This window comes from Acetivibrio mesophilus (assembly GCF_004102745.1).
GTDB lineage: Bacteria > Bacillota > Clostridia > Acetivibrionales > Acetivibrionaceae > Hungateiclostridium > Hungateiclostridium mesophilum.
Genome location: NZ_RLII01000045.1, coordinates 1 through 12,329, shown reverse-complemented (window position 1 = coordinate 12,329; position 12,329 = coordinate 1). Strand labels below are relative to the sequence as shown.

The following is a 12,329-nucleotide window of genomic DNA, read 5'->3' as shown; positions in this document are numbered from 1 at the left end:
ATGAAAAGACTGATGACAAGAACTGATTTTATATTCTGGAAACCGAGGGTTGGAAGATAATTCTTTTTTGATTGAGATATGGTAACAGGAATTATATAATAGTTATAGTCCTTGTAGTGAGGGAACGAGTAAGACTGGTGAAAGTTTAACAAGTTTGTACAGAGCGGTGGGTCCCGACGAATTTTATGATGTAATGAAAACGGGTGAATTTAACGTAATTCCCAATGGACTTCAAGCTAAACAATTTGGGTTAAGTTTTGAGGAAACATTAAAATTTGCAGATAAATACTCGGATATTGGAGCCATAATTGAGGTTAAAGTACCTACAAGTGTGTTAAATAAAATCGGTGATTTTACTCAAGTCGATAAGTTTATATTCAAAAGTGGTACTGTAACTATACATGCTGATAAGTTAGGTGAGTTTAATAAAATAATACAGGAGCTTATTCATAAGTATTAATAACAGAGGAGGATATTATGCTAATAGTTAGAGCAGATATTAAATTTAATAGACCCGAAGGCAATACTGTTGAAAGTGATGGAATATCTACACAATATCCTTTAAGGCCAGCCTTTAAATTTGGTGACGGATTACTATTCTCAGGAACAATAATAAGTAACATTCCTTGCGATAAATTCCTTTACCAAGAATTATATCATGTAAACATTGAGTTCCCTACCATAGAAGGCGAAGCCTATGAAGAAATTAAACCTTTGATTAATGAAGGTATGATTTTAGACATACAAAATGCCTCTCGTATTATTGGTACAGCTAAAGTGCTTGATTTTACCTATAAAAAATAAAAATAGTGGTGTTTCAAGGTCACACAGTTTCGGCTGGTGTGGCCTTTTTCTTTTTATCGATGCTTGACAATATGTAATACATTGTGATACAATGAAATCAACAAGAAATACAGGAGGTGCAATGATGTCTACAGAAAAGGATAGTATGCTACGGGTAAGACTTACACAAAGGCAGTCGGATGAATTGGATGCTATCATTGATGAGTTACAAGCACAGATGCCGGAGGCAAGTGTTACCACATCAAGCATAGCAAGATACGCTCTGGAGAAGTATGTGAGCGACCATATCGCCAAGCGTGACGGGACCAAGATTTTTATTGAAGTGTCTACCGCAGATGCCACAGAAGAGGACATAAAGAATCTATATGGCCTTCTTTCCAAGTTGTTTGACGAAACAAAGGAGAATTACTCACCAACGGTTCATTACATGGTGGGAGAGATTTTTGAGCCTGTGATGATGAAGATGGCAAGCCTCATAAAGCTAAAGAAGCCGGAGGTGAAGGCAGGTGAGTAAGAAAAAGTACATTGTCCGCTGCCCTCACTGCAATCACAGAGTATTTGATGCCGATTACGCTGATGTTGAAATCAAATGCCCGGTATGCAAAAAGGTTTTTGAAGTAAAGCTGGAGAAAAAGGTGGGGTAAAAAGTGAATAAATCTGGCACAGAGCCACAAAGGGAGCGAATGACTCACCTATAGAGCCTGGCAGATAGTCTAAAAAACTATTTGTCAGGCTCTATTTATGTTCTCGGAGGAGGTGAGAATTTGAAAGTGACAATGATGGACGCAGCATTAAAATATGCAGAAGCCAATATCCCAGTTATGCCTTTGCACTGGATTTGTGAGGATGGCTCCTGCTCCTGCAAGAAGGGACAACAATGCGACAGCAAGGGAAAGCATCCGCTATATACTGGCTGGTACAAGAATTCTACTTATGATATTGAGCAAATAAGGAAATGGTGGACGAAAACACCTAATGCCAATATAGGCATTCCTACAGGCGAGAAATCCGGCTGGCTGGTGCTTGATGTAGACGATGGCGGCAATGAAACCCTATCGGCTCTTGAAGCAACACATGGAAAACTTCCTGATACGGTTACTGCTGTTACAGGAAGTGGAGGTCGGCACTATGTATTTATATACTCTAAAGGCCGGAGTATTCCTAATAAGACCAAGTTTGCACCGGGTCTTGATACCCGTTCAACAGGTGGACTGATTGTCGCAGCTCCAAGCATTCATGTAAGCGGTAATCGGTATGAATGGATAAAGGATCATTCTCCCTTTGACAGAACCCCGGCAGAAGCTCCAGCATGGTTATTAAAGCTCATGGAAAGGGTGGAAGTATTGCTTACACCCTTTGAAGGTAGCAGTGTTGCAGCCGAGATTAAGGAAGGCAGCCGAAACAGTACCCTGACGAGCCTTGCCGGGAGTATGAGAGCAAGAGGAATGACAGAAGAGAGCATCTATGCAGCGCTGCTTGCCGAAAACAAAGCCAGATGCAATCCTCCGCTTGATGAAGCGGAAGTTAGAAAGATAGCGCACAGTGTTAGCCGATACCAGCCAAACCTTCTGGTGAAAAAGTATTACCACAGGACAGATAGCGGGAATGCAGAAAGGCTGCGTGACAGGTTCGGCTCAATCATAAGGTATTGTCCAGCTTTTAAGTACTGGCTGGTATATGACGGCTGTTGCTGGAGGAAAGAAACCGGAGAACTTACGCAGTTTGCTATTAGAACAGCAAGAGATATGCTCACAGAAGCAAGTCGGATAGAGGATGAGGCTGCAAGAAAAGAACTGGTGCGCCATGCTATGCAGTCTGAAAACGCAGGCAGACTGAAAGCCATGATCGATGTGGCTTCAAACCTTGAAGGCTTGATAATAATGCCTGATGAGCTAGATGCAGATATATGGAAGCTGAACTGCAAGAATGGTGTGGTAGACTTAAAGACAGGCGAACTCCTTCCACATAAGCGGGAGTATTATATGAGCAAAATCTGTCCTGTTGAATATAAACCAAGCAGCAAGGCTCCCAGATGGATGGATTTTCTGAATACCATTACGGGAGGAAGCAACGAGCTTGTAAGATACCTTCAAAAAGCTGTAGGCTCGTCATTAAGCGGAGATATTTCAGAGCAGGCCCTATTCGTCCTTTATGGAACAGGAGCAAACGGAAAAAGCACATTTCTAAACACCATCTCTGACCTGTTGGGAGACTATGCAAGAAATACTCCGTCCGAAACTTTTATGGCTAAAAGAATAGAAGCGATAGGAAATGATATCGCAAGGCTTCAGGGAGCAAGGCTCGTTACTGCCATAGAAATAAATGAGGGACAAAGGCTCTCTGAGGCATTGATTAAGAGCTTTACAGGCGGAGACAGAATTACAGCAAGGTTCCTTTATGGAGAATACTTTGATTTCCAGCCACAGTTCACCCCATTTCTCGTAGTAAACCACAGACCTGTCATAAGAGATACCAGCCACAGCATTTGGAGGCGCATTAAGCTGATTCCTTTCACCGTTACCATACCCGAGGATAAAAAGGATAAACAGTTACCGGCAAAGCTGAGAGAAGAGCTGCCTGGCATATTGTCATGGGCAGTAGAGGGCTGCCTTCTTTGGCAGAAGGAAGGACTTAATATGCCTGATGAAGTCAAAACAGCTACAGAAGGGTACCGGGAGGAAATGGATACTTTCTCATCGTTCATTGAGGAATGCTGCATTGTGGAGGAGGGCAGGAAAGTCTCCAATCGGAGCATCAGGTACGCTTACGAAACATGGTGCCGGGAGAACGGAGATTATCCTCTTGGTCAAAAGCTGTTCAATGCAAAAATGACGGAGCGCGGCTTTGCTGTCAAACGCAGCGGAGCCAATGGCAGCAGGGACTGGCATGGCATTGGTCTTGCGGATGAGGGGATACTTTTGTGATTACTGACGACTGACGGTTTCTGACGTCAATTCCGTAAATTTTTATATATATTTTTTCTTATGTGAAATTTATGAAAAAAGAGTCAGTAAGAGTCAGTACGTCAGTAAACTCTCAGTACCCTGATGCAGAGGGTAGGGGGAGGTCAAATCTCTACAGTAAAGCATAAAGACAACGGGCTGGCAGCACCGCGTAAAAAAATGCAGATTCAAACGGGGTATTAACCCCAGACCATATTAACAAAAAAATATTAAGAAAATGGAGGTTTAAGCATGAGATTTATAGCAGATTTGGTACATGAGAAAAAGCAATTGGTGAAAAAAGCAGAAGCCATTTTGCAGGAAGCTGAAAAAGCAGGTGGAAGTTTGACGAATGAACAGGAGCGACAGTTTAACCGCTACACAGACAAAATAAAGAGCATTAATGAAAGCATTGACGAGGAATTATTAAATATCAGAACCTCTGAGCCAATTCTAATTACACCACAAAAAGCTGTATCTCCTATTGAAGAATCAAAAACACCTGTAACAAAAGCCGTATCAAAATCATTCAGAGGGATGTTCTATGGAAACGAAACTGTGAGCTTAAGCAATAATGGATTTCATTCCATGGATGAGTTCCTAAGAACACTTCACTCGGGAAGAGCCGACAACAGGCTGATAAATGCCAGTATGGTGGAAGGGATACCTGAATTCGGCGGATATTCCGTACCGGAGGAATACGGAGCCTTCCTGATGGATAAATCCCTGGAGAATGAAATCATCCGTCCCAGAGCAACAGTATGGGCAATGGGAAGTGAAACAAAGAAAGTACCAGCCTTCGATGGTGCAGACAGGACCAATCACTTATTCGGCGGTATCTCAGGGGAATGGCTGGAGGAAGGGCAGACAGGCACACGAAAAACAGCCAAGCTAAGGCTGATCCAGTTAAAAGCCAAGAAGCTGGCTTGTTTCTCACAGGCATCCAATGAACTTATTGCAGATGGTATGTCCTTTGAGGAAATGTTAGCTGGGGCACTTATTAAAGGCTTGGGCTGGTACATGGACTATGCCTTTATCAATGGAACCGGTGAAGGCCAGCCTCTTGGTATTATAAATGACCCGGCGCTGATTACTGTAAATAAAGAGGACTCTCAATCAGCAGCTACGATTACCTATCAGAATGTTGTAAATATGTTCTCAAGGCTTGCTCCGTCATGTTTTACCAATGCGGTATGGCTTGCCAATCCATCGGTAATACCACAATTACTTACCATGACTATCACCATTGGTACCGGTGGCGCTCAGATACCGGTATTCAGGGAAGAGAGCGGGAAATTCACGCTTCTGGGTAAGGAGGTCTTATTCACTGAGAAATGCCCCGCATTGGGTGCTAAGGGAGATTTAATCCTCGCAGACCTTAGCCAGTATGCCATAGGCATGAGGAAAGAGATCGCTCTTGACCGCTCCAATGTCCCAGGCTGGATGGAGGATATGACCGACTACAGGGTGATAGTGCGTGTAGATGGTCAGGGAACCTGGGATAAACCTATAGCGCCGAAAAACGGAGCAACACTCTCATGGGCAGTAGCTTTGGAGGCAAGATAGTCTACCCAAATTTGAGACAAAGCAACCATTGAATCCAGTTTTAGGGTAAATGAGTAAATGCTTATTTCATTGCCATAGAAACAAAATTGAGGCTAAGCAATACTTAGGGTGAAATGAGCAAAATGGAAGTGCTGCTCCTCCTACAAGAGGCTTTGGCAGGGGTGGTGCTCAATTCTAAAACTGATAGAAATACTGCTTTCTTAAGCATAATTGACTTGCTATACCAGCGGTTCAGAGTGATGAATGTACTACGGAATAAAGGCATTAACCGTAGGAAGGGGTGAAAGCGTGAGAGCAAAGATTACCACAACCATAGAGGAAGCCTTATTAAATCAAGCCAAGGTACTTGCTAAACAAGAGGGTTTGTCTGGTGCCAATGCCATTATTGAAAGGGCTCTGGAGTTGTATTTTACCAGTATTCAATGTGAAGTGTGGGAAAAATCGTTGTCCAGCGGCTGGATAAAGAAGCTGGTTCTCAAAGGGGATTCTATTCTGTACGAAAACATCAAGTGCAGAAAAACCTTGGAGAACTGCAGGCCGGATGATTACACACCTGAAAGCCTAAAAGCAAAAGGCTGGAAGAAGGTTTAGCAGCCAGTAAAAAGGCCTCTGTATTGCTCACTGAAACATAAAAGCGTAGGTTGCAGCCGTAAGCTTTGTTTGAAACAAAAGGGGCAAGTAAAGAGAATTTTGTAAAGGTTGCAGCAGTTATCATACAGAAATTTATTGGTCAGAAGCATTAAGAAATTAGTGTCCAAGCGAAGCAGTAAAAGAACATTAATAAATTTGAACTAAGGCTCGTGATGCCTGGAATCACGTAATTTGTCACACCAGGAATAGATAGGTTGGCGTTCCCTTGCGAGGATTAAGGTTGAAGGACACTTCTTTACAAGAAATGTCCCTAATCGAATCTAACGCTCTTAAATTGAGGTTGCCGGTATGAGTGGTGGAGACATTGGAAAAGGAGAGGATAAATATTTATCATAAACGAAACACCTGCTTTGTTGGAATTGATATGCACAAGGATACCCACTGTGCAGTTGTTATAGATTGCTGGATGAATAAACTGGGTGAGATTAACTTTGAGAATAGACCATCCAGATTCTCTGCATTCGTTGAGGATGTTAGGAAGATTTGCGGCACAAAGGAAATTGTATTCGGACTTGAAGATACCAGAGGCTTTGGCAGAAACCTTGCTGCCTATCTGGTGGGCAGGAAGTTTGAAGTAAAGCACGTAAACCCTGCATATACAAGCGCTGTAAGGCTTGCAAACCCTATCATTTACAAGGATGACTCCTATGATGCCTATTGTGTGGCAAGGGTTCTCCGGGATATGGTAGACACTCTGCAGGATGCCAAACATGAGGATATATTCTGGACAATACGGCAGATAGTTAAAAGGCGGGATTTGATTGTAAAAAGTAATGTGATGAACAAGAACCAGCTCCACAGCCAGCTTGCTTATAGCTACCCGTCTTACAGGAAATTCTTTGCCATAATTGATTCCAAGAGTGCCTTATGTTTCTGGGAGAACTACCCGTCACCAGAGTATATATGGAACACAACACCGGAAGAAATATATCACACAATAAAGCCGGTGCATCAGGCACTTAAAATACAGCGCATTCATGAGATTATATCCATGATTGAAAGGGATGGAGACACAAGAAAGGACTATCAGCCCGAAAGAGATTTTATAGTCAGAAACATCGTAAAGGATATCAGGCACAACAAGGAGTTGATTGCCGAAATTGACGGTGAACTAAGAAAGCTGATACCTTTGACAGGCTATAAGCTACATACAATGCCGGGAATCGACCTTGTTACAGAAGCGCAGATTATATCTGAAATCGGGGATATTAACCGTTTCCCTGACTCAGACAAGCTGGCTCGGTTTATGGGCTTGGCACCGGTGCAATTCAGCTCTGCCGGAAAGGGTAAAGACCAAAGATGCAGGAATGGCAACAGGGCACTAAATGCGATATTTCACTTTCTCGCAATCCAGATGGTAGCAGTATCGGCCTCAGGAAAGCCAAGACACCCGGTATTCAGGGAGTATTTTGAGCAGAAAGTTAAAGAGGGCAAGAACAAGCCACAGGCGCTTGTGTGCGTGGCAAGAAGACTTGTGAGGATTATTTACGGTATGATGAAAACCAGGACAGAATACAGGCCATATGAAAAGACTGATGACAAGAACTGATTTTATAATTTGGAAGCAAAGAGATGGAAGATATATTCTTTTTTCATTGAGATATGGTAGCAGGAATTATATAATAGATATAGTCCTTGTAGTGAGGGAACGAGTAGTACTGGACAAGGATTTAAGACATTTAATGAGGCTAAGAAAGCATTGGGTTCACCAGGAGAAGGTAATGCGTGGCATCATATTGTTGAACAATCTCAAATAAAAAAATCCGGCTTTGACCCAACTCAGATCCATAATACCAACAATCTTATTGCAGTTGATAAAGCCACACATGCGAAGATTAGCGGATATTATAATACAAAGAGTTTTGACTTTACGGGAGGATTAAGCGTAAGAGATTGGTTAGCCGGGCAAAGCTTTGAAGCTCAATATGAATTTGGGTTGAACGTACTAAAAAAGTTTGGGGTGATAAAATGAAAAAAGTTGAATGGTCGAAATCTGACATAATAAGTCAATATATTGAAAGTGGAAATGTTATGTACAAAGCTACTTTAGAGGGGGATTATAAGACAAATAATAAGGAGGGTAAAAAAATAACTCAGGTATTCAAGTATTTAGAAAAAAACTTGGAACTTGCAGCCGACACTCTTCCCCTTTTATTTGATAACGAAAATGTAGTAATAAGAACTAAGGCGGCTGCTCACTGTCTAGCATTAAAAATCCATATAGATAAAGCTAAAAAAATACTAGAGGATGCAGCTAATGATGATAAAAACGGGATTTTTGGATTTAATGCACAAATGACATTAAAAGTCTGGCATGAGCAAGGCTTCTTGAAAGTATACTAAGAAAACTGATTTTGAATAGAATTAGGCTCACACCGTATCGGCTGGTGTGGCCTTTTTCTTTTTATCCATGATTGACAATGCGTAATACATTGTGATACAATAAAATCAACAAGAAATACAGGAGGTGCAATAATGTCTACAGAAAAGGATAGTATGCTTCGGGTAAGGCTTACACAAAGGCAGTCTGATGAATTGGATGCCATCATTGATGAGTTACAAGCACAGATGCCGGAAGCAAGCGTTACCACATCAAGCATAGCACGATACGCTCTGGAGAAGTATGTAAGCGACCATATCGCCAAGCGTGACGGAACCAAGATTTTTATTGAAGTCAGCACAGCACACGCTACAGAAGAGGATATAAAGAATCTCTACGACCTTATTTCCAGGTTGTTTGACGAAACAAAGGAGAATTACTCACCAATGGTTCATTACATGGTCGGAGAGATTTTAGAGCCTGTGATGATGAGGATGGCAAGCCTCATGAAGCCAAAGAATTTGGAGGTGAAGGCGGGTGAGTAAGAAAAAGTACATTGTCCGCTGTCCTCACTGCAATCACAGGGTATTTGATGCCGATTATGCTGATGTTGAAATCAAATGCCCAGTGTGCAGGAAGGTTTTTGAAGTAAAGCTGGAGAAAAAGGCGGGGTGAAAAGTGAATAAATCTGGCACAGAGCCACAAAGGGAGCGAATGACTCACCTATAGAGCCTGGCAGATAGTCTTAAAAACTATTTGTCAGGCTCTATTTATGTTCTCGGAGGAGGTGAGAATTTGAAGGTGACAATGATGGACGCAGCATTAAAATATGCAGAAGCCAATATCCCAGTCATACCATTGCACTGGATTTGTGAGGATGGCTCCTGCTCCTGCAAGGCAGGGAGAAATTGCGACAGCAAGGGAAAGCATCCGCTATATACCGGCTGGTACAAGAATTCTACTTCTGATATTGAGCAAATAAGGAAATGGTGGACGAAAACCCCCAATGCCAATATAGGCATTCCTACAGGTGAGAAATCCGGCTGGCTGGTGCTTGATGTGGACGATGGTGGTGATGAAACCCTATCTGCACTTGAGGCAACACATGGAAAACTTCCGGATACGGTTACTGCTGTTACCGGCAGAGGAGGTCGTCATTATATCTTTAAATATCCTAAGGGCAGGAGCATTCCTAATAAAACAAAGTTTGTACCGGGTCTTGACACCCGCTCAAACGGTGGTTTGATAGTCGTTTCACCAAGCGTTCATATAAGCGGTAATCGGTATGAATGGATAAAGGATCATTCTCCCTTTGACAGAACCCCGGCAGAAGCTCCAGCATGGTTGTTGAAGCTTATGGAAAGGGTGGAAGTATTGCTTACACCCTTTGAAGGTAGCAGTATTATAGCCGAGATTAAGGAAGGCAGTCGGAACAGTACCCTGACAAGCCTAGCAGGAACCATGAGGGCAAGAGGAATGACAGAAGAGAGCATCTATGCGGCATTGCTTGCAGAAAACAACGCAAGGTGCAATCCTCCGCTTGATGAAGCGGAAGTTAGAAAGATAGCGCACAGTGTCAGCCGATATCAGCCAAATCCTCCGGTGAAGAAGCATTACCACAGGACAGACAGCGGGAATGCAGAAAGGTTGCGTGACCGGTTTGGTTCAATCATAAGGTATTGTCCGGCTTTCAAATACTGGCTGGTATATGACGGCTGCTACTGGAAGAGAGAAACCGGAGAACTTATGCAATTTGCTATAAAAACAGCAAGAGATATGCTCGCAGAAGCAAGCCGGATAGAGGATGAGGCTGCAAGAAAAGAACTGGTGCGCCATGCCATGCAGTCCGAGAACGCAGGCAGGCTTAAAGCCATGATCGATGTGGCTTCAAACCTTGAAGGCCTGATAATAATGCCAGATGAGCTTGATTCTGATATATGGAAGCTGAACTGTAAAAATGGTGTTGTAGATTTAAAGACAGGGGAACTTCTTCCTCATAAGCGGGAGTACTATATGAGTAAAATCTGTCCTGTTGAATATAAACCAAGCAGCAAGGCTCCCAGATGGATGGATTTTCTGAATACCATTACGGGAGGAAGCAACGAGCTTGTAAGATACCTTCAAAAGGCTGTAGGCTCATCTTTAAGCGGGGATATTTCAGAGCAGGCCCTATTCGTCCTTTATGGAACAGGAGCAAACGGCAAGAGCACATTTCTAAACACCATCTCTGACCTGTTGGGAGATTATGCAAGAAACACTCCATCCGAAACCTTTATGGCTAAAAGAATAGAAGCGATAGGAAACGATATCGCAAGGCTTCAGGGAGCAAGGCTCGTTACTGCCATAGAAATAAATGAGGGACAAAGGCTCTCTGAGGCATTGATTAAAAGCTTCACAGGCGGAGACAGAATCACAGCAAGGTTCCTTTATGGAGAATACTTTGATTTCCGGCCACAGTTCACACCGTTTCTCGTAGTAAACCACAGACCAGTCATAAGAGATACCAGTCACAGTATTTGGAGACGCATTAAGCTGATTCCATTTACCGTCACCATACCCGAGGATAAAAAGGATAAGCAGCTACCAGCTAAGCTGAGAGAGGAGCTGTCCGGCATATTGTCATGGGCAGTAGAGGGTTGCCTTTTATGGCAGAAGGAAGGACTTGAAATGCCTGATGAAGTCAAAGAAGCCACAGAAGGCTACCGGGAGGAAATGGATACCTTCTCTTCATTCATTGAGGAATGTTGCATTGTGGAGGAGGGCAGGAAAGTCTCCAATCGGAGCATCAGGTACGCTTACGAAACATGGTGCCGGGAGAACGGAGATTATCCTCTTGGTCAAAAGCTGTTCAATGCAAAAATGACGGAGCGCGGCTTTGCTGTCAAACGCAGCGGAGCCAATGGCAGCAGGGACTGGCATGGCATTGGTCTTGCGGATGAGGGGATACTTTTGTGATTACTGACGACTGACGGTTTCTGACGTCAATTCCGTAAATTTTTATATATATTTTTTCTTATGTGAAATTTATGAAAAAAGAGTCAGTAAGAGTCAGTACGTCAGTAAACTCTCAATACCCTGATGCAGAGGGTAGGGGGAGGTCAAATCTCTACAGCAAAGCATAAAGACAACGGGCTGGCAGCGCCGCGTAAAAAAATGCAGATTCAAACGGGGTATTAACCCTAGACCATATTAACTAAAAAATACTAAGAAAATGGAGGATTTAAGCATGAGATTTATAGCAGATTTGGTACATGAAAAAAAGCAATTGGTGGAGAAAGCAGAAGCTATTTTAAACGAAGCGGAAAAAGCGGGTGGAAGTTTGACAAAGGAACAGGAGCGACAGTTTAATCGCTACACAGACAAAATAAAGAGCATTAATGAAAGCATTGACGAGGAATTATTAAATATCAGAACCTCTGAGCCAATACTGAATATGCCACAAAAAGCTGTATCTCCTGTGGAAGAAACAAAAACTCCGGTTACAAAGGCTATATCAAAATCATTCAGAGGGATGTTCTATGGCAATGAAACAGTAAAACTCAGCAATAATGGTTTTCATTCCATGGATGAATTCCTGAGAACACTTCACTCAGGCAGAGCCGACAACAGGCTGATAAATGCCAGTATGGTGGAAGGAATACCCGAATTCGGCGGATATTCTGTTCCGGAGGAATACGGAGCCTTCCTGATGGATAAATCCCTGGAGAATGAGATCATCCGTCCCAGAGCAACAGTATGGGCAATGGGAAGTGAAACAAAGAAAGTACCAGCTTTTGATGGAGCAGACAGAACCAATCACTTATTCGGCGGTATCTCAGGGGAATGGCTGGAAGAAGGGCAGACAGGCACACGAAAAACAGCCAAGTTAAGGCTGATCCAGTTAAAAGCCAAGAAGCTGGCTTGCTTCTCACAGGCATCTAATGAACTTATTGCAGATGGTATGTCCTTTGAGGAAATGTTAGCTGGAGCGCTTATTAAAGGCTTGGGCTGGTACATGGACTATGCCTTTATCAATGGAACCAGTGAAGGCCAGCCTCTTGGTATTA

At 42.9% G+C, this 12,329-nt stretch carries 14 protein-coding genes; all 14 read left to right on the top strand.

The window, feature by feature from the left end:
* Positions 1-154: 154 nt before the first annotated feature.
* On the top strand, positions 155-460 hold the full coding sequence (locus tag EFD62_RS16530; protein WP_152539149.1) for a hypothetical protein: 306 nt from the start codon (positions 155-157) through the stop codon (positions 458-460).
* 17 nt (positions 461-477) lie between these two features.
* The gene (locus EFD62_RS16525; protein ID WP_128706519.1) at positions 478-804 is read left to right on the top strand and encodes a hypothetical protein; all 327 of its coding nucleotides are present in this window, start codon (positions 478-480) and stop codon (positions 802-804) included.
* A gap of 124 nt (positions 805-928) precedes the next feature.
* Positions 929-1,318 carry a hypothetical protein gene (locus tag EFD62_RS16520; RefSeq protein WP_128706521.1) on the top strand — a complete coding sequence of 130 codons (390 nt, stop codon included), beginning with the start codon at positions 929-931 and terminating at the stop codon, positions 1,316-1,318.
* Positions 1,311-1,448, top strand: a complete 138-nt coding sequence (locus tag EFD62_RS17815) for a hypothetical protein (RefSeq protein WP_168796720.1) — start codon at positions 1,311-1,313, stop codon at positions 1,446-1,448. Before EFD62_RS16520 ends, EFD62_RS17815 begins: the two co-directional genes overlap by 8 nt.
* 126 nt (positions 1,449-1,574) lie before the next feature.
* Positions 1,575-3,728 carry a phage/plasmid primase, P4 family gene (locus EFD62_RS16515; RefSeq protein WP_235832690.1) on the top strand — a complete coding sequence of 718 codons (2,154 nt, stop codon included), beginning with the start codon at positions 1,575-1,577 and terminating at the stop codon, positions 3,726-3,728.
* A gap of 270 nt (positions 3,729-3,998) precedes the next feature.
* Positions 3,999-5,312 (top strand): phage major capsid protein, encoded by a 1,314-nt coding sequence (locus EFD62_RS16510; protein ID WP_128706517.1) that lies wholly within the window; start codon positions 3,999-4,001, stop codon positions 5,310-5,312.
* A gap of 288 nt (positions 5,313-5,600) precedes the next feature.
* Complete coding sequence (locus tag EFD62_RS16505) at positions 5,601-5,903, top strand: hypothetical protein (protein WP_037306211.1); 303 nt, start codon at positions 5,601-5,603, stop codon at positions 5,901-5,903.
* A gap of 352 nt (positions 5,904-6,255) precedes the next feature.
* Positions 6,256-7,512 carry an IS110 family RNA-guided transposase gene (locus tag EFD62_RS16500; protein ID WP_128706516.1) on the top strand — a complete coding sequence of 419 codons (1,257 nt, stop codon included), beginning with the start codon at positions 6,256-6,258 and terminating at the stop codon, positions 7,510-7,512.
* Positions 7,513-7,662: 150 nt separating this feature from the next.
* Positions 7,663-7,935, top strand: coding sequence for a hypothetical protein (locus tag EFD62_RS16495; protein WP_051411332.1), 273 nt, complete (start codon positions 7,663-7,665; stop codon positions 7,933-7,935).
* Positions 7,932-8,306 carry a DUF2019 domain-containing protein gene (locus EFD62_RS16490; protein WP_027622866.1) on the top strand — a complete coding sequence of 125 codons (375 nt, stop codon included), beginning with the start codon at positions 7,932-7,934 and terminating at the stop codon, positions 8,304-8,306. Before EFD62_RS16495 ends, EFD62_RS16490 begins: the two co-directional genes overlap by 4 nt.
* A 132-nt stretch (positions 8,307-8,438) precedes the next feature.
* Positions 8,439-8,828: a hypothetical protein gene (locus EFD62_RS16485; protein ID WP_128706515.1), complete on the top strand. Its 390-nt coding sequence runs from the start codon at positions 8,439-8,441 to the stop codon at positions 8,826-8,828.
* The gene (locus EFD62_RS17810) at positions 8,821-8,958 is read left to right on the top strand and encodes a hypothetical protein (RefSeq protein ID WP_003513997.1); all 138 of its coding nucleotides are present in this window, start codon (positions 8,821-8,823) and stop codon (positions 8,956-8,958) included. The genes EFD62_RS16485 and EFD62_RS17810 overlap by 8 nt, the downstream gene beginning before the upstream one ends.
* 126 nt (positions 8,959-9,084) lie before the next feature.
* Positions 9,085-11,238, top strand: a complete 2,154-nt coding sequence (locus EFD62_RS16480) for a phage/plasmid primase, P4 family (RefSeq protein ID WP_235832689.1) — start codon at positions 9,085-9,087, stop codon at positions 11,236-11,238.
* A gap of 271 nt (positions 11,239-11,509) precedes the next feature.
* The coding region (locus EFD62_RS16475; protein WP_128706513.1) for a phage major capsid protein at positions 11,510-12,329 on the top strand (820 nt) is incomplete at its 3' end.